Source organism: Klebsiella electrica (genome assembly GCF_006711645.1).
Taxonomy (GTDB): Bacteria; Pseudomonadota; Gammaproteobacteria; order Enterobacterales; family Enterobacteriaceae; genus Klebsiella; species Klebsiella electrica.
Map to the genome: position 1 here is coordinate 951,460 of NZ_CP041247.1, position 22,210 is coordinate 973,669.

15 protein-coding genes are annotated in these 22,210 nt (G+C 56.2%); 12 read left to right on the forward strand and 3 right to left on the reverse strand.

Translation table 11 applies throughout. The features are described from left to right. The first annotated feature begins 2 nt into the window (after positions 1-2). The 3 genes from Electrica_RS04560 (at position 3) to Electrica_RS04570 (ending at position 3,924) form a co-directional block, all read left to right on the forward strand. Positions 3-1,358, forward strand: a complete 1,356-nt coding sequence (locus Electrica_RS04560) for an enolase C-terminal domain-like protein (protein WP_141963645.1) — start codon at positions 3-5, stop codon at positions 1,356-1,358. A gap of 15 nt (positions 1,359-1,373) precedes the next feature. Further along, a complete protein-coding gene (gene gudD, locus Electrica_RS04565; protein WP_141963647.1) occupies positions 1,374-2,714 on the forward strand; it encodes a glucarate dehydratase in 1,341 nt (446 codons plus the stop codon). A gap of 70 nt (positions 2,715-2,784) precedes the next feature. Next, positions 2,785-3,924, forward strand: coding sequence for a glycerate kinase (locus Electrica_RS04570; protein WP_131048699.1), 1,140 nt, complete (start codon positions 2,785-2,787; stop codon positions 3,922-3,924). Positions 3,925-4,001: 77 nt separating this feature from the next. Here Electrica_RS04570 and barA read toward each other — a convergent pair whose 3' ends face one another. After that, positions 4,002-6,755: a two-component sensor histidine kinase BarA gene (barA, locus tag Electrica_RS04575; RefSeq protein WP_141963649.1), complete on the reverse strand. Its 2,754-nt coding sequence runs from the start codon at positions 6,753-6,755 to the stop codon at positions 4,002-4,004. Between the two features lie 167 nt (positions 6,756-6,922). Here barA and rlmD point away from each other — a divergent pair, with 167 nt between their 5' ends. From rlmD to eno, 5 genes are all read left to right on the forward strand, one after another. Beyond that, positions 6,923-8,227 (forward strand): 23S rRNA (uracil(1939)-C(5))-methyltransferase RlmD, encoded by a 1,305-nt coding sequence (gene rlmD / locus Electrica_RS04580; protein ID WP_141963651.1) that lies wholly within the window; start codon positions 6,923-6,925, stop codon positions 8,225-8,227. 109 nt (positions 8,228-8,336) lie between these two features. Beyond that, on the forward strand, positions 8,337-10,574 hold the full coding sequence (relA, locus tag Electrica_RS04585; RefSeq protein ID WP_100684520.1) for a GTP diphosphokinase: 2,238 nt from the start codon (positions 8,337-8,339) through the stop codon (positions 10,572-10,574). 136 nt (positions 10,575-10,710) lie between these two features. Then, on the forward strand, positions 10,711-11,502 hold the full coding sequence (mazG, locus tag Electrica_RS04590; protein ID WP_100684521.1) for a nucleoside triphosphate pyrophosphohydrolase: 792 nt from the start codon (positions 10,711-10,713) through the stop codon (positions 11,500-11,502). Positions 11,503-11,725: 223 nt separating this feature from the next. Next, on the forward strand, positions 11,726-13,363 hold the full coding sequence (gene pyrG, locus Electrica_RS04595; protein ID WP_100684522.1) for a glutamine hydrolyzing CTP synthase: 1,638 nt from the start codon (positions 11,726-11,728) through the stop codon (positions 13,361-13,363). 80 nt (positions 13,364-13,443) lie between these two features. Then, positions 13,444-14,742: a phosphopyruvate hydratase gene (gene eno, locus Electrica_RS04600; RefSeq protein ID WP_141963653.1), complete on the forward strand. Its 1,299-nt coding sequence runs from the start codon at positions 13,444-13,446 to the stop codon at positions 14,740-14,742. Positions 14,743-14,823: 81 nt separating this feature from the next. Here the strand turns inward: eno and Electrica_RS04605 are convergent, their stop codons facing one another. Then, positions 14,824-15,933 (reverse strand): SDR family oxidoreductase, encoded by a 1,110-nt coding sequence (locus Electrica_RS04605; RefSeq protein WP_131048702.1) that lies wholly within the window; start codon positions 15,931-15,933, stop codon positions 14,824-14,826. Between the two features lie 464 nt (positions 15,934-16,397). Here Electrica_RS04605 and queE point away from each other — a divergent pair, with 464 nt between their 5' ends. After that, complete coding sequence (gene queE, locus Electrica_RS04610) at positions 16,398-17,069, forward strand: 7-carboxy-7-deazaguanine synthase QueE (protein WP_131048703.1); 672 nt, start codon at positions 16,398-16,400, stop codon at positions 17,067-17,069. A gap of 80 nt (positions 17,070-17,149) precedes the next feature. On the opposite strand, the gene queD is transcribed toward queE, so the two are convergent. Then, positions 17,150-17,512: a 6-carboxytetrahydropterin synthase QueD gene (gene queD, locus Electrica_RS04615; protein ID WP_100684525.1), complete on the reverse strand. Its 363-nt coding sequence runs from the start codon at positions 17,510-17,512 to the stop codon at positions 17,150-17,152. A 319-nt stretch (positions 17,513-17,831) separates the two neighbouring features. On the opposite strand from queD, the gene cysJ reads away from it, so the two are divergent. The 3 genes from cysJ (at position 17,832) to cysH (ending at position 22,176) form a co-directional block, all read left to right on the forward strand. Continuing rightward, positions 17,832-19,631 carry an NADPH-dependent assimilatory sulfite reductase flavoprotein subunit gene (cysJ, locus tag Electrica_RS04625; protein ID WP_141963655.1) on the forward strand — a complete coding sequence of 600 codons (1,800 nt, stop codon included), beginning with the start codon at positions 17,832-17,834 and terminating at the stop codon, positions 19,629-19,631. Further along, positions 19,631-21,343: an assimilatory sulfite reductase (NADPH) hemoprotein subunit gene (gene cysI, locus Electrica_RS04630; RefSeq protein WP_100684527.1), complete on the forward strand. Its 1,713-nt coding sequence runs from the start codon at positions 19,631-19,633 to the stop codon at positions 21,341-21,343. Before cysJ ends, cysI begins: the two co-directional genes overlap by 1 nt. Before the next feature lie 98 nt (positions 21,344-21,441). Beyond that, positions 21,442-22,176 carry a phosphoadenosine phosphosulfate reductase gene (gene cysH, locus Electrica_RS04635; RefSeq protein WP_141963657.1) on the forward strand — a complete coding sequence of 245 codons (735 nt, stop codon included), beginning with the start codon at positions 21,442-21,444 and terminating at the stop codon, positions 22,174-22,176. Positions 22,177-22,210 lie beyond the last annotated feature (34 nt).

Genomic DNA, 22,210 nt, shown 5'->3' on the forward strand with positions numbered 1-22,210 from the left:
TCATGAATACTCAATCCAGTCCGACAATCACCGATATGAAAGTCATTCCGGTGGCTGGCCACGACAGCATGCTGTTGAACATCGGCGGGGCGCATAGCGCCTGGTTTACCCGCAATATCGTGGTACTGACCGACAACGCGGGGAATACCGGCGTCGGCGAGGCGCCCGGCGGTGAAGTGATTTATCAGACGCTGGTGGACGCTATTCCGCTGGTGCTGGGAAAAGAGGTCGCCCGCCTGAATAACGTGGTTCAGCAGGTCCATAAAGGCAACCAGGCGGCGGATTTTGACACCTTTGGCAAGGGGGCCTGGACCTTTGAACTGCGGGTTAATGCGGTCGCGGCGCTGGAGGCCGCGCTGCTGGATCTGCTGGGCAAAGCGCTGAATGTCCCGGTTTGCGAACTGCTGGGGCCGGGTAAACAGCGTGATGCGGTCACCGTGCTGGGCTATCTCTTCTATATCGGCGATCGAAACAAAACGGACCTTCCTTATCTGCAGAGTACCCCAGGAGATCATGAGTGGTACCGCCTGCGTCATCAGGAGGCGCTGACCAGCGCTGCGATAGTGCGCCTTGCCGAGGCCGCGCAAGATCGCTACGGCTTTAAAGATTTCAAACTGAAGGGCGGCGTTTTACCCGGTGAGCAGGAAATTGAAAGCGCGCGTGCGCTGAAACAACGCTTCCCGGATGCGCGGATTACGGTTGACCCGAACGGTGCCTGGCTGCTGGATGAGGCGATTGAACTGTGCACGGGCCTGCAGGAGGTGTTGACCTATGCGGAAGATCCGTGCGGCGCTGAACAGGGCTTCTCCGGGCGGGAGGTGATGGCGGAATTTCGTCGCGCCACCGGGCTACCGGTCGCCACCAATATGATTGCCACCAACTGGCGGGAAATGGGGCATGCGGTGATGCTCAACGCGGTAGACATTCCGTTAGCCGATCCGCACTTCTGGACGCTCTCCGGCGCGGTGCGAGTCGCCCAGCTGTGTGATGACTGGGGGCTGACATGGGGTTGCCACTCGAACAACCATTTTGACATTTCACTGGCGATGTTTACTCACGTGGGCGCCGCCGCGCCGGGCAACCCGACGGCAATCGATACTCACTGGATCTGGCAGGAAGGCGACTGCCGTCTGACCAAAAATCCGCTGCAGATTGAGCACGGCAAGATTGCCGTACCGGATGCGCCCGGCCTCGGTATCGAGCTGGACTGGGCGCAGGTGCAAAAAGCCCATCAAGCCTATCAGGCGCTGCCGGGAGGCGCGCGTAATGACGCGGTGCCGATGCAGTATCTGATCCCCGGCTGGAAATTCGACCGCAAGCGTCCCGTGTTCGGCCGCACCGCTGTCGCCAATCAATAACAAAAGGATTTCATCATGACCACGCAGTTTTCTACCCCCGTCGTCACCGCGATGCAGGTTATTCCGGTTGCCGGCCACGACAGTATGCTGATGAATCTTAGCGGAGCCCATGCCCCGTATTTCACCCGCAATATTGTGATTATCAAAGATAACTCAGGCCATACCGGCGTAGGGGAAATCCCCGGCGGCGAGAAAATCCGCCAGACGCTGGAAGAGGCCGCTGAGCTAGTCGTCGGGAAAGCGCTCGGCGAGTATAAAAACGTCCTCGGGGCGGTACGCCGCCGCTTTGCCGACCGCGACGCCGGCGGCCGCGGGTTGCAAACTTTTGATCTGCGTACCACCATTCACGTTGTCACCGGGATTGAGGCCGCGCTGCTGGACCTGCTGGGACAGCATCTGGGCGTCAACGTCGCCTCCCTGCTCGGCGATGGCCAACAGCGTTGCGAAGTCGAAATGCTGGGCTACCTGTTCTTCGTCGGTAACCGTCATGCCACGCCGCTGGCCTATCAAAGTCAGGGCGATGAGAAGTGCGACTGGTACCGGCTTCGTCATGAAGAGGCTATGACGCCGGACGCCGTCGTGCGTCTGGCGGAGGCGGCCTACGAAAAATATGGCTTCAACGATTTCAAACTCAAAGGCGGCGTGCTGGCGGGCGAAGAAGAGGCGGAGTCGATAGTGGCGCTGGCTAAACGTTTCCCACAGGCGCGCGTAACGCTCGATCCCAACGGCGCCTGGCGCCTGGATGAAGCCATCAACATTGGCAAACAGCTGAAAGGGGTGCTGGCCTATGCGGAAGATCCCTGCGGCGCTGAACAGGGCTTCTCGGGCCGCGAAGTGATGGCGGAGTTCCGCCGCGCCACCGGCCTGCCGACGGCCACCAATATGATTGCCACCGACTGGCGTCAGATGGGGCATACTTTGTCTCTGCAATCGGTGGACATTCCGCTGGCGGATCCGCACTTCTGGACCATGCAGGGATCGGTGCGCGTGGCGCAGATGTGCCATGAATTTGGTTTGACCTGGGGCTCGCACTCCAACAACCATTTCGATATCTCGCTGGCGATGTTCACCCACGTTGCGGCGGCGGCGCCAGGCAACATTACCGCCATCGATACCCATTGGATCTGGCAGGAAGGCAATCAGCGATTGACCCGGCAACCTTTTGAGATCAAAGGTGGTATGGTGCAGGTGCCCGCCACGCCGGGCCTCGGCGTCGAGCTGGATATGGACCGCGTGATGCAGGCGAATGCGCTGTACGAAAAGCACGGGCTGGGCGCGCGTGACGATGCGATGGCCATGCAGTACCTTATCCCGAACTGGACGTTTGATAACAAGCGTCCGTGTATGGTGCGCTAAGGAAAATCCGCTTCCTGCGGGAACCTGAGTGGTTTTGCTACCGGATGTTTGTGCATATTAAGGACAGCGGATGAAAATAGTGATTGCACCGGATTCATACAAGGAGAGCCTGAGTGCTCTGGATGTTGCAACGGCGATAGAAGCGGGGTTTCAGGAGATTTATCCTGATGCGGAGTATGTCAAGTTGCCTGTTGCCGATGGCGGAGAAGGGACCGTCGAAGCGATGGTTGCCGCCACTCAGGGGCGTCTGGTGCCGGTGACGGTGACCGGCCCGTTGAACAAACCGGTGCACGCTTTCTACGGCCTTTCCGGCGATGAGCGCTGTGCTTTTATTGAAATGGCGGCGGCCAGCGGACTGGAAAGCGTACCGCCGACGTGCCGTAACCCATTGGTAACGACCACCTGGGGAACCGGGGAACTGATTCGCCACGCGCTGGATGCCGGCGTCCAGCAGATTATTATTGGTATTGGCGGTAGCGCGACGAATGACGGCGGCGCCGGAATGGTGCAGGCGCTGGGCGGAAAGTTGCTGACGGCGGATAATCAGCAGATTGCCGTCGGTGGCGGCGCGCTGGAGCAACTGGCGCGCATTGATCTGAGCGAACTGGATAGCCGTCTCGCCGATTGCCGCATTGATGTGGCCTGCGATGTGACCAATCCGCTAACGGGGCCGGAAGGCGCTACGGCGGTATTTGGGCCGCAAAAAGGGGCGACGGCAGAGATGATAGTCCGTCTCGATCGCGCGCTGGCGCATTATGCGCGCATTATTCAACGTGATTTAGCCGTTGACGTGCTGCATCTTGAGGGCGGCGGCGCGGCAGGCGGCATGGGCGCCGCCCTGTATGCATTCTGTGGCGCGCGGCTGCGTCCGGGCATTGAGATTGTGACCGATGCGCTGCGCCTGGCGGAGCTGGTGGCGGACGCAGACCTGGTTATCACCGGCGAAGGGCGCATTGACAGCCAGACGATCCATGGCAAGGTGCCGGTGGGGGTGGCGAAGGTTGCGCAGCGCTATAACGTACCGGTTATTGCTATTGCCGGCAGCCTGACCGCGGATGTGGGGATTGTTCATCAGCACGGGCTGGATGCGGTATTCAGCGTGATTTATTCGGTCTGTACACTGGAGGAGGCGCTGGAGAACGCAGCCGATAACGTGCGCATGACGGCGAGAAACGTTGCCGCGGTGCTGAACATGGGACGCAAGCTGTAAGACGCTTCCCCGGTCACGCGCCGCCCGCCGGGGCGGCGTCGTTTGCGCCATAGCCCGCGCAAGCCGGGGAAGACGATTTATATGCCCAGCATTTTGCACGCTTCCCGCGTGACATTATCCATTTCATCCAGCAGTTCCAGCAGCTCCGGCTCCAGCTCTTCGGCGGCGGTCCCGGCGCGCAGCTGGCTTTCGAGGGTCTGGCACAGCTTTTTCAGCCGCGGAACTCCGCTATAGCTGCAGCTTCCATGAAGTTTATGAATCAAATCCAGCAGCCCCTCCGGCTCTTCGCCAACCAGCTGTTCTTCCACTTTATTACGCACCTCTGGCATAAAGGCGAGCAGCATTTGCAGCATCTCCCGCGCCAGATCCGGTTTCATGGCGGCCTGGCGTAGCGCCAACTGCCAGTCGAGCGTCACGTTACAGTCGATGGGGGCTTCGACAGGCTCCACCGCCCGCCGCGGCACGGTATGCCTTCCCGGCTGATAGCGCAGTAGCAAGCTGTGCAGCTTATCCTCTTCGATGGGCTTCGCCAGGTAGTCGTTCATCCCGGCCTTCATCAGTTTCTCTTTTTGCCCGTCAAAGGCGTGGGCGGTGACGGCGATCACCGGCGTTTGCTGCTGATGGGGAAGGTGGCGAATCAGCTCGCAGGCGCGAATACCGTCCATATCCGGCATCTGAATATCCATCAGAACCAGATCCAGCTGCATCTCTCTGGCCTGCTCGACGGCGCGCTGACCGCTCTCACACAGCGTGACGTGCTGGACCAGATCTTCGAGCAGCACGCCGATAAGCTTCAGGTTCGCCGGATTATCGTCCACCGCCATCACCGTCATCGGCAGCTTGTGACTGTCAGTATGGGGCGCGATTATCGGCGTTCGGCTGCGGCAGGAGGCGGTGAGCGCCGGGATTAACCGCGTGGCGGTCAGCGGCTTGAGCAGGCAGGCGGCGACGCCGTCTTGCTTCAGGGTTTCGCCATTGATATGCGCATGGCAGGGGAGTGCCAGCAGTAAGTTGTCGGCCATGGCGCAGGCTTTCGTCAGGTTATCCTTTTGCTGACTCAGGTCGCGCATTGATACCGGAAGGCCGGCCAGCAGGATATCGTAGTGTGCTTCCGGCAGCGCGGAAAATGTCGGGCTGTACACCACCTCCAGCGGCAGGGTCGCCAGCAGCTCCATGGTGCACTGCGCCGCCGCCGCATTGGCCTCGACGTAGGCCAGCGTTTTGCCCGCCAGACCTTGGGTCGGCGGACTCTCCTGAACCGCGTTGGGATTGAGGTCGAGGTTGATATGGAACCAGAATGTGGAGCCGCGATTCGGCTGGCTGTGGAATGAGATATCGCCGCCCATCTCTCTGACCAGCCGCTGGGTAATCACCAGCCCGAGCCCGGTGCCGCCGTGACGACGGGAAATACTGGCATCGGCCTGACGGAACGCCTGGAACAGACGGGACTGATCGCGTTCCGGGATCCCAATCCCGGTATCGTGGATTTGAATTTCGATTTGTACGCTGGTGTTGCTCAGCGCGCGCTGTTCGACCAGAACATCAATATTGCCATGTTCGGTAAACTTGATGGCATTGCCCACCAGGTTGGTGATGATCTGCTGCAGGCGCAGAGGGTCGCCGATAATATTATCCGGAACATCATTTTTGATGTTCAGCGTCAGCTCCAGTCCCTTATCGTGCGCGGAGTGCGCCAGCAGCGTCACAACCTCATCCAGCGCATTACGCAGCAGGAACGGAATGCTCTCGAGAATCAGTTTACCCGCTTCCAGCTTCGAGAAGTCCAGCACGTCGTTAATGATAGCGAGCAGGTTGTTCGCCGAGCGCTCGATAGTGGTGAGGTGGTCGCGCTGAGTGGTATTTAAATCGGTCTTCAGGGTCAGGCGGGTAAAGCCAATAACGCCATTGAGCGGCGTTCGTAGCTCGTGAGACATATTGGCGAGGAATTCTGATTTGATGCGGGCCGCCTCCTGGGCGCGCTTCTTCGCCAGATCCAGCTCAACGTTCTGAATCTCCATCTGTTCGAGGGTTTCGCGCAGATCGGAGGTCGCCTGGTCAATATTGTGCTGCATCTCTTCGTGGTAGGCCGCCAGCGACATAGCCATGGAGTTGATGCCGTTTTTCAGCATATCCAGTTCGCCGAGCATAAACCCTTCGACGCGGCTGTCGAGCTGGCCGCGACGAATGCGGTCGACGGTATTCACCATATTGCGGATCGGCCCGGTGACATCGCGCATCAGGCGCCAGCCGAAAATCAGCGCAATGCCGATGCAGAACAGCATCATGACGCTGGAGATGAAAATCTCTTTGTACTGCTGCAGCCGCACTGATTTGAGATCCAGTTCGAGGGCGACATAGCCCAGCATGTTGCCGGGCATTTTGGCATCGGACATCGGCGATTCATCGGGTGAATAGCTTTCTGAGACGATAGGCGTACGCAAAATCATGACGTCGCCCTTGCGCACCGCGCTTAGCTGGCGAGGAAATTTCGCCCCATTTTCCAGACGCAGCTCGCTGGGGTTGAGCTGAAAATTAGAGGTGACGAATAGCCGGTTTTGCGAATCATAAATCGAAATAGCGCGTACGATATCGGAATGGCGGCGATGCAGAACGCTAATCAGCTGGCCGATGGACTCGCGGTTTTGCAGATTCATACCATATTCACTGGAGACCGCCAGCGGTTCAATAATACTGGCCCCGGCGTCTTCCAGCTGACGCTGCAGGTCGTGATAGCGATGCGCGACGAAGAAAATACTGAGCAACAAACCGATCAGTACGGTTGGCGCCAGGATAAGAATCATCATGCGGGCACGTAGGCTGTAGTTGGTCATGCGGTTCCATTATGGGAGAATATACCCTTCATCCATCAAGTGCTCTGCGTTGGCGGTTCCTGCGACGGGCCACTCTTCGCCGCCGGGGACGCTGACTGGCCGCCCTGACGCACTTTGTATGGACTCGTGTATAGAGTCAGTTTATTTGATTGAGACAAATCTCTACGATGGCGCAATTCTACTCTGCAAAACGGCGTGTGACGACGCGCCAGATCATAACCGTTACAGTCAATGACCTCGATCCCTTTGGTCAGGGCGTTGCTCGTCACCATGGTAAAGCGCTATTTATTCATGGCTTATTGCCCCAGGAACAGGCTGACGTTGTCGTGGTTGAAGACAAAAAACAGTACTCCCGGGCGCAGGTCAAACGCCGTCTTAATGACAGCCCGCAGCGCCAGGCGCCGCGCTGCCCGCATTTCGGTACCTGCGGTGGCTGCCAGCAACAGCATGCCAGCGTAGAGCTCCAGCAGCAAAGTAAACGCGCCGCGCTTGCCCGGCTGATGAAGCGCGATGTTGACGACATTATAGCCGCTTCGCCGTGGGGATATCGTCGGCGCGCACGTCTGAGCTTGAATTATCAGCCAAAGACCTCACAATTACAGATGGGCTTTCGTCAGGCTGGCTCCAGCGAGATAATCGACGTGGTGCAGTGCCCCATTCTGGCGCCCGATCTTGAGGCATTGCTGCCGGCGGTGCGCGAGTGCTTGTCCGGCCTGAAATCAACGCGTCAGCTCGGGCATGTCGAGCTGGTGCTGGCGGACAATGGCCCGCTGATGGTCCTGCGCCACACGGCAGCATTACCGGCCGGCGATAAAGAAAAACTGGAACGATTTTCGCAATCTCACGCACTCGCGCTGTACCTGGCGCCGCAAAGCGAGAAACTGGAACATATTAGCGGGGAATCCCCCTGGTATACTTCCGACGGGCTACGCTTAATGTTTAGCCCGCGCGACTTTATCCAGGTGAACGATGGCGTCAATCAGCTGATGGTGCAAACGGCGCTGGCGTGGCTGGATATTCAGCCTCAGGACCGGGTGCTCGATCTGTTCTGCGGGATGGGGAATTTTACCCTGCCGCTGGCTACGCGTGCGGCCAATGTCGTGGGCGTTGAAGGCGTCCCGGCGCTGGTTGAGAAAGGGCGGGAAAATGCCGCGCTCAATCAGCTGCACAACGTGACATTCTTTCATGAAAATCTGGAAGAAGATGTGACCCGCCAGGCCTGGGCGCAGCATGGTTTTGATAAAATATTACTCGACCCGGCGCGAGCCGGGGCGCCGGGCGTGATGTCACACATTATAAAACTTGCCCCGCGTCGCGTCGTCTATGTCTCCTGTAATCCGGCGACTCTGGCGCGCGATAGCGACCTGCTGCTGCAGGCGGGATATAAGATTCAACGCCTGGCGATGCTGGACATGTTCCCGCACACCGGACATCTGGAATCAATGGTGTTGTTTGAGCACAGAGATGCATAGAATCGTTCGGATCAGACCGAGGCAGCCAATCCCCCGGCGTACCGAAGGATGAAGTGTCAACGTTGAGGCTTGCCGACTTCGGCAGGCCAGGTCCCTTAAGGAGAGGACAATGGTTGCGGTAAGAAGTGCACATTTAAATAAAGCTGGTGAATTTGACCCGAAGAAATGGATCGCGAGTCTGGGAATTTCCAGCCAGCAGTCGTGTGAACGCTTAGCCGAAACCTGGGACTATTGTCGCGAGAAAACGCAGGGGCATCCTCGAGCGGATTTGATCTTATGGCGCGGCGTAGAGATGGTGGAAATCCTTTCTACGCTAAGCATGGATATCGATACGCTGCGGGCCGCGATGCTGTTCCCGCTGGCGGATGGTAACGTCGTCAGCGAAGAGGTGATGCAGGAGAGCGTCGGTAAGTCCGTCGTGACATTGATTCACGGCGTGCGCGATATGGCGGCGATTCGCCAGCTTAAAGCCACCCATACCGACTCGGTCTCATCGGAGCAAGTTGATAATATTCGCCGCATGCTGCTGGCGATGGTCGACGATTTCCGTTGCGTGGTCATCAAGCTGGCCGAGCGGATCGCCCACCTGCGGGAAGTCAAAGATGAGCCCGAAGACGAACGCGTACTGGCGGCAAAAGAGTGCACCAATATCTACGCCCCGCTGGCCAACCGTTTAGGTATTGGCCAACTGAAATGGGAGCTGGAAGATTATTGCTTCCGCTACCTGCATCCCGATGAATATAAGCGGATTGCCAAACTGCTGCACGAGCGGCGCATCGATCGTGAACACTACATTGATGAGTTCGTCGGCCATCTGCGTGTCGAAATGAAAACCGAAGGGGTGAAGGCCGAAGTCTATGGCCGGCCGAAGCACATCTACAGCATCTGGCGCAAAATGCAGAAAAAACATCTCACCTTTGATGAGCTGTTTGATGTGCGCGCGGTACGTATTGTCGCCGAGCGCCTGCAGGACTGCTATGCCGCATTGGGGATAGTGCACACTCACTATCGCCATCTGCCGGATGAGTTCGATGATTACGTTGCCAATCCCAAACCGAATGGCTATCAGTCGATTCATACCGTGGTACTGGGGCCGGGCGGTAAAACGGTGGAGATCCAGATTCGTACCCGGCAGATGCATGAAGATGCCGAGCTGGGCGTCGCCGCGCACTGGAAGTACAAAGAAGGCGCTGGCGCGGCGGCAGGCGGCGGACGCGGCTATGAAGATCGTATTGCCTGGCTGCGTAAGCTGATCGCCTGGCAAGAAGAGATGGCGGATTCCGGCGAAATGCTCGATGAGGTGCGCAGCCAGGTCTTTGACGACCGGGTATATGTCTTTACGCCAAAAGGCGACGTGGTCGATTTACCTGCCGGCTCCACGCCGCTCGACTTCGCCTACCATATCCATAGCGACGTCGGCCACCGCTGCATTGGCGCCAAAATCAGCGGGCGCATTGTACCGTTTACCTATCAGCTGCAAATGGGCGATCAGATTGAAATCATTACCCAGAAGCAGCCAAACCCAAGCCGCGACTGGCTGAACCCCAACCTCGGCTATGTCACCACCAGCCGCGGACGTTCCAAAATCCACGCCTGGTTCCGCAAGCAGGATCGCGACAAGAATATTCTCGCCGGGCGACAGATTCTCGATGATGAGCTTGAGCACCTGGGGATTAGCCTCAAGGAGGCAGAGAAACAGCTGCTGCCGCGCTACAACTTCAATGAGCTGGATGAGCTGCTGGCGGCCATTGGCGGCGGAGATATTCGCCTTAACCAGATGGTCAACTTCCTGCAGTCGCAGTTCAATAAGCCGAGCGCCGAAGAGCAGGACGCGGCGGCGCTGAAACAACTGCAGCAGAAAACCTGGGCGCCGCAGAATCGTAGCAAAGACAACGGTCGCGTCGTTGTGGAAGGGGTGGGTAATCTGATGCACCACATCGCGCGCTGCTGTCAGCCGATTCCAGGCGATGAGATCGTCGGTTTCATCACCCAGGGGCGCGGGATTTCCGTGCACCGGGCAGACTGCGATCAGCTGGCTGAGCTGCAATCGCACGCCCCGGAGCGTATCGTTGACGCGGTCTGGGGAGAAAGCTATTCCGCTGGCTATTCGTTAGTCGTTCGGGTCGTGGCCAACGATCGTAGCGGCCTGCTGCGCGATATCACCACCATTCTCGCTAACGAGAAGGTGAATGTGCTGGGCGTTGCCAGCCGTAGCGACACCAAACAGCAGCTGGCGACTATCGATATGAACATTGAAATCTACAACCTGCAGGTCCTCGGCCGCGTGCTCGGGAAACTGAACCAGGTTCCGGATGTGATTGATGCCCGCCGTCTGCACGGCGGCTAACCGCTTTGCCTCCCATGCTGACCCTCTCTCTGACGGAGAGAGGGTTTTGCGCGTCTTTTACCCGCGAACTGCGCTGATTTTTCCCGTGTTTTAGCCGGGGAAGGTAAATAAAACCAATATGTTGCAAGGAATCACTATGACCCAAATCGATCGCCTGCTTGGCATTATGAAACGCCTGCGTGATCCGGAAAACGGCTGTCCGTGGGACAAAGAGCAGACCTTCGCCACTATCGCCCCGTATACCCTTGAAGAGACGTACGAAGTGCTGGATGCCATCGCCCGTGAAGATTTCGACGATTTGCGCGGCGAGCTGGGAGACCTGCTGTTTCAGGTGGTGTTCTACGCCCAGATGGCCCAGGAAGAAGGTCGCTTTGCATTTGACGACATCTGTGCCGCCATCAGCGACAAGCTGGAGCGCCGTCATCCGCATATCTTCGGCGAGGCTACCGCCGGCAACAGCGCTGACGTGCTGGCACGCTGGGAGCAGATAAAAAGCGCTGAACGGGCGGAAAAGGCGCAGCATTCCGCGCTGGACGATATTCCGCACAGCCTGCCGGCGCTGATGCGTGCACACAAAATTCAGCGTCGCTGCTCGGCGGTAGGGTTTGACTGGACATCGCTCGGCCCGGTGCTGGATAAAGTGCATGAAGAGATCGATGAGGTCATGCACGAAGCGCAGCAGGCGGTCGTCGATGAAGCTAAACTGGAGGAGGAGATGGGCGATCTGCTGTTCGCAACGGTCAATTTATCCCGCCATTTAGGGGTAAAAGCTGAAGTCGCCTTGCAGAAAGCGAACCTGAAATTCGAACGTCGTTTCCGTGAAGTTGAACGAATCGTCGCCGCTCGCGGCCTGGAAATGACCGGTGTAGACCTCGATACCATGGAGGAAGTGTGGCAAGAGGTAAAACGCCAGGAAACTGATCTCTAACGAAATTTTGCGATAAAGCGCTATTTGTGTGATTTTTTAAATGACAAGCGCTTGATTTGCGTCAAAAACATTTACCCAAAAGGGGCTATTTTCTCACTCCTTATGTTTGTCATGACCTGGAAAGGAGACGGAGAATGAAAGTTTGTGGCGCTCGCCGTGTTCGGGTATACTACTTTCCCGTCCTGGTTATTCCATCGTTTCACCCTAACTTCTCAGGTTCAGCATGACAACGAACTATATTTTTGTGACCGGCGGGGTCGTATCCTCTCTGGGTAAAGGCATTGCCGCAGCCTCCCTGGCCGCTATTCTCGAAGCCCGTGGGCTTAACGTAACCATGATGAAACTGGATCCGTACATCAACGTCGATCCGGGCACCATGAGCCCAATCCAACACGGGGAAGTGTTCGTTACTGAAGACGGCGCTGAAACCGATCTGGACCTGGGGCACTACGAGCGTTTCATCCGTACCAAAATGAGCCGCCGCAACAACTTCACCACGGGCCGTATTTACTCCGACGTTCTGCGTAAAGAGCGCCGCGGCGACTATCTGGGCGCAACCGTACAGGTTATCCCGCACATCACTAACGCCATTAAAGAACGCGTGCTTGCCGGTGGCGAAGGCCATGACGTGGTGCTGGTAGAAATCGGTGGTACCGTCGGCGATATCGAATCCCTGCCGTTTCTCGAAGCTATCCGTCAGCTGGCGGTAGATATCGGCCGTGAACACGCGCTGTTCATGCACCTGACCCTGGTTCCTTATCTGGCGGCAGCGGGTGAAGTCAAAACCAAACCGACTCAGCACTCTGTAAAAGAACTGCTGTCCATCGGTATTCAGCCTGACATTCTGGTGTGCCGTTCCGATCGTGCGATTCCGGCTAACGAACGTGCAAAAATTGCATTGTTCTGTAACGTGCCAGAAAAAGCCGTTATTTCGATGAAAGATGTCGATTCCATTTATAAAATTCCAGGCCTGTTGAAATCTCAGGGCCTTGACGATTATATTTGTAAACGATTCAGCTTGAACTGCCCGGAAGCAAACCTGGCCGAATGGGAACAGGTGATTTACGAAGAAGCTAATCCGGCTGGTGAAGTCACGATCGGTATGGTCGGCAAGTACATTGAACTGCCGGACGCGTACAAGTCAGTGATTGAAGCGCTGAAACACGGTGGTCTGAAAAACCGCGTGACCGTTAACATCAAGCTGATTGATTCGCAGGATGTGGAAACGCGCGGCGTTGAAATTCTGAAGAATCTCGACGCTATCCTGATCCCTGGCGGCTTCGGCTACCGCGGTGTTGAAGGGAAGATCGCCACTGCACGCTATGCGCGTGAAAATAATATTCCGTATCTGGGTATTTGCCTGGGTATGCAGGTTGCGCTGATTGAGTTCGCGCGCAACGTCGCGGGGATGGAAAACGCCAACTCCACAGAATTTGTGCCAGACTGTAAGTATCCGGTCGTGGCGCTCATTACTGAATGGCGTGATGAAGAAGGCAACGTTGAAGTGCGCTCTGAGAAGAGCGACCTCGGCGGCACCATGCGCCTGGGCGCGCAGCAGTGCCAGCTGGACGACGCGAGCCTGGTGCGCCAGCTGTACGGTGAGTCAATCATTACCGAGCGCCACCGTCACCGCTACGAAGTCAACAACATGTTGTTGAAACCGATTGAAAATGCGGGCCTGCGTGTTGCAGGCCGTTCCGGGGATGATCAGTTGGTCGAGATCATCGAAGTGCCGAATCACCCGTGGTTCGTTGCTTGTCAGTTCCACCCGGAGTTTACTTCGACGCCGCGTGATGGCCATCCGCTGTTTGCCGGTTTTGTGAAAGCGGCAAGCGAGTATCAAAAGCGTCAGGCGAAGTAAAAGAGTTAGAACGGCAATGCACCCCTTCGGGTGCATTGTTTGTCTGGAGTTTTAGTTTAACTTGTACTGAGGAAAACCTAATGTCCAAAATCGTTAAAGTCATCGGTCGTGAAATCATCGACTCCCGTGGTAACCCGACTGTTGAAGCCGAAGTACACCTGGAAGGTGGTTTCGTTGGTATGGCAGCAGCTCCGTCAGGTGCTTCTACTGGTTCCCGCGAAGCGCTGGAACTGCGCGATGGCGACAAATCCCGTTTCATGGGTAAAGGCGTACTGAAAGCTGTTGGCGCGGTCAACGGCCCGATTGCTCAGGCTATCCTTGGCAAAGACGCCAAAGATCAGGCTGGCATCGATAAAATCATGATCGACCTGGACGGTACTGAAAACAAATCTAACTTCGGTGCGAACGCCATTCTGGCTGTGTCCCTGGCTAACGCCAAAGCAGCCGCTGCCTCTAAAGGCCAGCCGCTGTACGAACACATCGCTGAGCTGAACGGCACTCCGGGCAAATACTCCATGCCGGTTCCGATGATGAACATCATCAACGGTGGCGAGCACGCTGACAACAACGTCGACATCCAGGAATTTATGATTCAGCCGGTTGGCGCTAAATCCCTGAAAGAAGCCGTACGTATGGGTTCTGAAGTGTTCCACAACCTGGCTAAAGTTCTGAAAGCTAAAGGTATGAACACTGCAGTGGGTGACGAAGGCGGCTACGCGCCGAACCTGGGCTCCAACGCAGAAGCGCTGGCTGTTATCGCTGAAGCGGTTAAAGCAGCAGGTTACGAGCTGGGCACAGACATCACTCTGGCGATGGACTGCGCGGCGTCTGAATTCTACAAAGACGGTAAATACGTTCTGGCTGGCGAAGGCAACAAAGCGTTCACCTCTGAAGAGTTCACTCACTTCCTGGAAGACCTGACCAAACAGTACCCGATCGTTTCTATCGAAGACGGTCTGGACGAATCTGACTGGGCTGGTTTCGCATACCAGACTAAAGTCCTGGGCGACAAAATCCAGCTGGTTGGTGACGATCTGTTCGTAACCAACACCAAGATCCTGAAAGAAGGTATCGAGAAAGGCATCGTTAACTCCATCCTGATCAAATTCAACCAGATCGGTTCCCTGACCGAAACTCTGGCTGCGATCAAAATGGCGAAAGACGCTGGCTACACTGCCGTTATCTCTCACCGTTCTGGCGAAACTGAAGACGCGACCATCGCTGACCTGGCAGTGGGTACCGCTGCAGGCCAGATCAAAACCGGTTCTATGAGCCGTTCTGACCGCGTTGCTAAATACAACCAGCTGATTCGTATCGAAGAAGCGCTGGGCGAAAAAGCACCGTACAACGGTCGTAAAGAGATCAAAGGTCAGGCATAAGCCTGTCTTTATCTGAGATGAAAATGCCAGTCTTCGGACTGGCATTTTTTTTACCTTTGCTGTTTATCTTCGCGCCGGCGATTACTTAAAGTCGACCGCCATCTGCTGCGGAATCGAAAGCCCGCGGGTGGTCTGTACGCAGCGATCGATATAATCGGTAAAGCGCGGCGGCTTCGGCATTCCCAGGCTGAGCAGCTTATCGTTGCTGAAGCGTACGTTAAGGGTCGCGAAGGCGCCATAGAGGCGCATGGCTTTGAGCATCAGACGTTCATTGCAGGGTCCGAAGATATCCTTCAGTTCGCGACGCATCTTGACCAGCGTCTCATAGCTGACCTGCGCATACTTATCGCCGACGGGCACCTGTTCCAGCGCAGAGGCCATGGCGCGATCGATCTCCGCAAATTTCACGCTATTTTCTTCGCCTGCCGAAATGTGCACGACTTCGCCGCGCGCAAGCTGGTTATCAAGCAGCATCATCAGCGCATCGGCGCAATAGTCGACGGGAATCACATCGATCCGATCTTCCATCGAGCAGAGGAATTTTTGCAGCATTAAACCCATGCTGAATACCCAGAAGATACTGCTGGAGGGCTGACAGCCGTGATGAGTATGGCCCACCACAATCGACGGGCGAGCGATCGTCAACGGAAGCGTCGGACAGGTCTGCTGCATCAGTTGTTCTATTGCGGATTTGGAGTGAGTGTACTCGACAAGGTGTTCAGCGCGCTCACGGAATTCGGCGCTTTCCGCCACCAACGAGTCAGGTTCAGGCGAGCATGACATTGCCGTGCCGACGTGCAGAAAGCGCTGTAATCCGGCAACCTGGGACATGCGTTGGGCAAACTGCAGGGTGCCTTCCACGTTCACCTTCCAGATGAGCGGGTTATTGCCAAAGGAGGCGACGGCAGCGCAGTTGAGGACGTGAGTCACCTGCTCCAGGCGCGGATCGTCAAGAAACCCTTGTGGATTGACCAAATCACCGAGGAGGATATTCCGCGGGGTCAGCGCCGCCAGTTTTTCCTCAGCAATGTTGAATTTGCGCATGTTTTCTTTCACGCGGTTAAGAGCCGCTTCGGCATTTTCGGCACGAACTAAAAGCAGTAGATTAATCCCTTTTTTTTGATTCAGGATATTCTCTAAAACCGCTCCCCCCAGAAATCCGGTAACGCCTGTAATTAATAATGTATTCATGAATGCAGTCTCAACATGGTTAGTCGACTGGATTTTAAGCGGGGAAAACTAAACAGTAAATCAATAGAAAAAGGGGATTTAAATGGCTTCTTAAGACTAAATTAAGGTTACTAGCCGATGCGGATTAGATAAGACATTCTGACATTTAAAAAGATTCCATTTATTATGTATCCATTTGTACTATTCTGATTTTTATAGATATTTTATTTTTCTTTTCGAGTTTTATAGTTTCATATAAATGTCATATATAAAATATTTTGTTACATCAATGGAGAGAAAAATAAAACGGCTGAGCCAATCAGGTGAAGCAATGTTCTGAATATCCTGTAAGGCGCCGGAAGAAATGGCTCGCGACAAGCAGTATAGAACCATGGATAGCGGGTAATGTGCAATCACTGCTGAAGACAAGACCCCGGGCGCTAAATCTGCGATAATGCGCGTTTCGAACTTAAACAGAGATGATTATGCAGTACCCGATTAACGAGATGTTCCAGACCTTGCAAGGCGAGGGTTACTTCACCGGCGTGCCTGCCATTTTTATTCGTCTGCAGGGATGCCCGGTTGGTTGCGCCTGGTGCGATACTAAACATACCTGGGATAAGCTTGCGGATCGGGAAGTGTCGCTGTTTAGTATTCTGGCGAAAACCAAAGAGAGCGATAAGTGGGGCCCGGCAAGCGGCGAAGACCTGCTGGCGATCATTGGGCGTCAGGACTGGACCGCCCGTCACGTCGTGATCACTGGCGGTGAACCCTGCATCCACGATTTAACGCCGCTGACTATGCTGCTGGAGCAGAACGGATTCAGTTGCCAGATTGAAACCAGCGGTACTCATGAAGTGCGCTGTAGCCCCAATACCTGGGTAACGGTATCGCCGAAGGTCAACATGCGCGGTGGCTACGATGTGCTGTCGCAGGCGCTGCTGCGGGCCGATGAAATTAAGCATCCGGTAGGGCGCGTGCGGGATATCGAAGCGCTGGACGAACTGCTGGAAACGCTGACCGACGACAAGCCGCGGATTATTGCTCTGCAGCCCATCAGCCAGAAAGAGGATGCGACGCGTCTGTGTATTGAGACCTGCATCGCCCGCAACTGGCGGCTCTCAATGCAGACGCATAAATATCTGAATATTGCCTGATAAAAAGACCCGGTTGCAGGATGCATACCGGGCCTTTTTTGTTCTGCGGGCCAGCAAACGATCGGTTTACAACCCGTGCGTTATTCGCCGCGATAGATACAGCCTGCGGTACAGGTTTCTTTGATCATCACGGCGCTCAGCAGCGGCACCAGCGGTTTCATCTGCTGCCAAATCCACTTCGCCAGCACTTCGCTGGTTGGATTTTCCAGGCCGGGAATATCGTTCAGGTAGTAGTGATCCAGGCGATCGTAGGTCGGTTTAAACGCGGCCTTGAGTTCGGCAAAATCCATGATCCAACCCGTATGGGGATCGACTTCACCGGTAATCTCCAGTCGCACCATAAAAGAGTGGCCGTGCAGGCGACCGCACTTATGACCTTCCGGTACGTGAGGCAGGCGATGGGCGGCTTCGAAGGTGAAATCTTTAAACAGGGTGGTGGACATCTTTTACTCTCAATAAGACAAAAAAACCGCCGTAGGGTACCGGAAAGCGATTTTTTTATCATTAACTAAAACGGCCCTGAGCAAAATATCGACGTATTCGCCAGCTGTTTACATAATATTCTTTTTAATTTCATGAGCTTAATTAATCGTTTTTGTTGTTAATAACTATAACTAAAACAGGTTAGTCCATTTGGTTATTTGTTATTTCCATCCCTTCTTTAATTGTTACTATTAGCGCCGTTAACCTTACATTCTCTTCTGTTTTTGCCGCGCTGACAGGGTGCGAATAACAGCTTTGCTTACTGGAACATAACGACGCATGACGACACAGGCCCCACCTTCCAATTTGCTTCCGCTGAACCCGGAGCAACTGGCGCGCCTTCAGGCGGCCACGACAGACTTCACGCCGACTCAGCTTGCCTGGGTTTCGGGCTACTTTTGGGGCGTGCTGAATCAGCACGCCGGCGCGGCGACAGCGGTTCCTGCGCAGGCGGCAGAAATGCCGGGCATTACCCTTATTTCCGCATCGCAAACCGGCAACGCCCGCCGGGTGGCGGAAGCGCTGCGTGACGATCTGCTGGCAGCACAGCTGAACGTGAAACTGGTGAACGCAGGCGACTATAAATTCAAACAAATTGCCTCCGAAAAGCTGCTGGTTATCGTGACGTCGACGCAAGGTGAGGGCGAGTCGCCGGAAGAGGCCGTTGCGCTGCATAAATTCCTGTTTTCCAAAAAAGCGCCGAAGCTTGAAGGCACCGCCTTTGCGGTATTTGGCTTAGGCGATACCTCCTACGAATTCTTCTGCCAGTCCGGGAAAGACTTTGACAGCCGTCTGGCTGAGCTGGGCGGTGAACGCCTGCTGGATCGCGTTGACGCTGACGTCGAATACCAGCCTGCGGCGGCGCAATGGCGCGCGCGCGTGGTCGACGTGTTGAAAGCCCGTGCGCCAGTCGCGGCTCCGGCCCAGGCCGCGGTAAGCGGGGCGGTGAATGACATTCACTCCAGCCCGTATACCAAAGAAGCGCCGCTGACGGCGACGCTGGCGGTGAATCAGAAAATCACCGGCCGCGATTCTGAAAAAGATGTGCGTCATATTGAAATCGACCTCGCTGACTCCGGTCTGCGTTACCAGCCTGGCGATGCGCTGGGCGTCTGGTATCAGAACGATCCTGAGCTGGTGAAAGAGCTGGTTGAACTGCTGTGGCTGAAGGGCGACGAGTCGGTAACCGTCGAGGGCAAAACCCTGCCGCTGGCAGAAGCTCTGCAGTGGCATTTTGAACTCACGGTCAACACCGCCACTATCGTCGAAAACTATGCCACCCTGACCCGTAGCGAAACGCTGCTGCCGCTGGTGGGCGACAAAGCCCAGTTACAACAGTATGCCGCCAACACCCCAATCGTCGATATGGTGCGTTTCTCTCCGGCGCAACTGGATGCTGACACCTTAATCGGTCTGCTGCGTCCGCTGACGCCGCGTCTCTACTCCATTGCTTCATCGCAGGCGGAAGTCGAAAGCGAAGTCCATATCACCGTTGGCGCCGTTCGCTACGACATCGAAGGCCGCGCCCGCGCTGGCGGTGCGTCCAGCTTCCTGGCCGATCGCCTGGAAGAAGAGGGCGAAGTTCGCGTCTTCATCGAACACAACGACAACTTCCGTCTGCCTGCCAACCCGCAGACGCCGGTGATTATGATTGGCCCGGGGACCGGTATTGCGCCGTTCCGTGCCTTCATGCAGCAGCGTGCGGCGGATGGCGCGGAAGGCAAGAACTGGCTGTTCTTCGGCAACCCGCACTTTACGGAAGATTTCCTCTATCAGGTGGAATGGCAGCGCTACGTCAAAGAAGGCGTGCTGAGCCGTATCGACCTGGCCTGGTCCCGCGATCAACAACAAAAAGTCTATGTTCAGGACAAGCTGCGCGAGCAGGGGGCCGAACTGTGGCGCTGGATTAATGACGGTGCCCATATTTATGTCTGCGGCGATGCCAATCGTATGGCGAAAGACGTTGAGCAGACGTTGCTGGAAGTGATTGCCGAATACGGCGCGATGGACGCCGAAGCGGCGGACGAATTTTTAAGTGAGCTGCGCGTTGAGCGCCGTTATCAGCGAGATGTCTACTAATGAGCGAAAAACATCCAGGACCTCTGGTGGTCGAAGGTAAACTGACCGACGCCGAGCGTATGAAGGTAGAGAGCAACTACCTGCGCGGCACGATCGCAGAAGACTTAAACGACCCCCTCACCGGTGGCTTTAAAGGCGACAACTTTCTGCTGATTCGCTTTCATGGCATGTATCAGCAGGATGACCGCGATATCCGCGCCGAGCGCGCGGCACAGAAGCTGGAGCCGCGTCATGCGATGCTGCTGCGCTGCCGTCTGCCGGGTGGCGTTATCACCACCACGCAGTGGCAGGCGATTGATAAATTTGCCGCCGATAACACCATTTACGGCAGCATTCGTCTGACCAACCGTCAGACGTTCCAGTTCCACGGCATTCTGAAGAAGAACGTGAAGCCGGTGCATCAGATGCTGCACTCGGTTGGTCTGGACGCGCTGGCCACCGCCAACGACATGAACCGTAACGTGCTCTGTACCTCTAACCCGCACGAGTCTCAGCTGCATGCTGAAGCCTATGAGTGGGCGAAAAAGATCTCTGAGCACCTGCTGCCGCGTACCCGCGCCTATGCGGAGATCTGGCTCGATCAGAAAAAGGTCGCCACCACTGACGAAGAACCGATCCTCGGTCAGACCTATCTGCCGCGTAAGTTCAAAACCACCGTGGTGATTCCGCCGCAGAACGATATCGATCTACACGCCAACGACATGAACTTCGTGGCGATTGCCGAAAACGGCAAGCTGGTCGGCTTTAACCTGCTGGTGGGCGGCGGATTGTCTATTGAGCACGGCAACAAAAAAACCTACGCCCGTACGGCGAGCGAGTTTGGCTACCTGCCGCTGGAGCACACCCTGGCGGTCGCGGAAGCCGTTGTCACCACCCAGCGTGACTGGGGCAACCGTACCGACCGTAAAAATGCGAAAACCAAATATACGCTTGAGCGCGTCGGCGTCGAGACCTTCAAGGCCGAAGTGGAGCGCCGGGCGGGGATCAAGTTTGAACCGATCCGTCCGTATGAGTTCACCGGTCGCGGCGATCGCATCGGCTGGGTCAAAGGGATCGACAAAAAATGGCACCTGACGCTGTTTATTGAAAACGGACGTATTCTTGATTACCCAGGCCGTCCGCTGAAAACCGGTCTGCTGGAGATAGCGAAGATCCATCAGGGCGAGTTCCGGATCACGGCGAACCAGAACCTGATTATTGCCGGCGTTCCGGAAACGGAAAAGGCGCGGATTGAGAAGCTGGCGCGCGACCACGGGCTGATGAATGCCGTCACCCCGCAGCGTGAAAACTCAATGGCCTGCGTCTCCTTCCCGACCTGTCCGCTGGCGATGGCCGAAGCAGAACGCTTCCTGCCGTCGTTTATTGATAAGGTCGACGGGATCATGAGCAAGTACGGCGTGAGCGATGAGCATATCGTGACGCGTGTGACCGGCTGCCCGAACGGCTGCGGTCGTGCGATGCTGGCGGAAGTCGGGCTGGTGGGTAAAGCGCCGGGTCGCTACAACCTGCATCTCGGCGGTAACCGCAGCGGGACGCGTATTCCACGGATGTATCGCGAGAATATAACCGAGTCGGAGATTCTCGATTCAATTGACCAACTGGTAGGGCGCTGGGCGAAAGAGCGCGAAGCGGGTGAAGGCTTCGGCGACTTTACGGTGCGTGCGGGCATCATTCGCCCGGTGCTCGATCCCGCACGGGATTTCTGGGAGTAACACCCAATTGCCCGGTGGCGCTTTGCTTACCGGGCCTACGGGTTTAGTAGGCCGGGCAAACGCAGCGCTGCCCGGCAAAACAGGCTAACGAGGTCTTTATGTCCGTACTCGATCTAAACGCGCTTAACGCATTGCCAAAAGTCGAACGTATTCTGGCTCTCGCAGAAACCAACGCGCATCTCGAAACGCTGGACGCCGAAGGGCGCGTGGCGTGGGCGCTGGAAAACCTGCCGGGTGACTATGTGCTCTCGTCGAGCTTTGGTATTCAGGCGGCGGTGAGTCTGCATCTGGTCAATCAGGTACGGCCGGATATTCCGGTCATTCTGACCGATACCGGCTATCTGTTCCCGGAAACCTATCGCTTTATCGATGAGTTAACGGACAAGCTCAAGCTGAACCTGAAGGTCTATCGGGCGAAGGAGAGCGCCGCCTGGCAGGAGGCACGCTACGGTAAGCTGTGGGAGCAGGGCGTTGAAGGCATTGAGAAATACAATGAAATCAACAAAGTCGAACCGATGAACCGGGCGCTGGAAGAGCTGAACGCGCAAACCTGGTTTGCGGGACTCCGCCGGGAACAGTCCGGCAGCCGTGCCACGCTACCGGTGCTGGCGGTACAGCGCGGCGTGTTTAAGCTGCTGCCGATCATCGACTGGGATAACCGGACGGTATACCAGTATCTGCAAAAACACGGCCTGAAATACCATCCGCTGTGGGATGAAGGTTATCTGTCGGTAGGGGATACCCACACCACCCGCAAATGGGAGCCGGGCATGGCGGAAGAAGAGACCCGTTTCTTTGGTCTTAAGCGCGAGTGCGGACTGCACGAAGGCTAAGAGACGGTTTCCTGAGACAAAGCCCTCAGTCTGA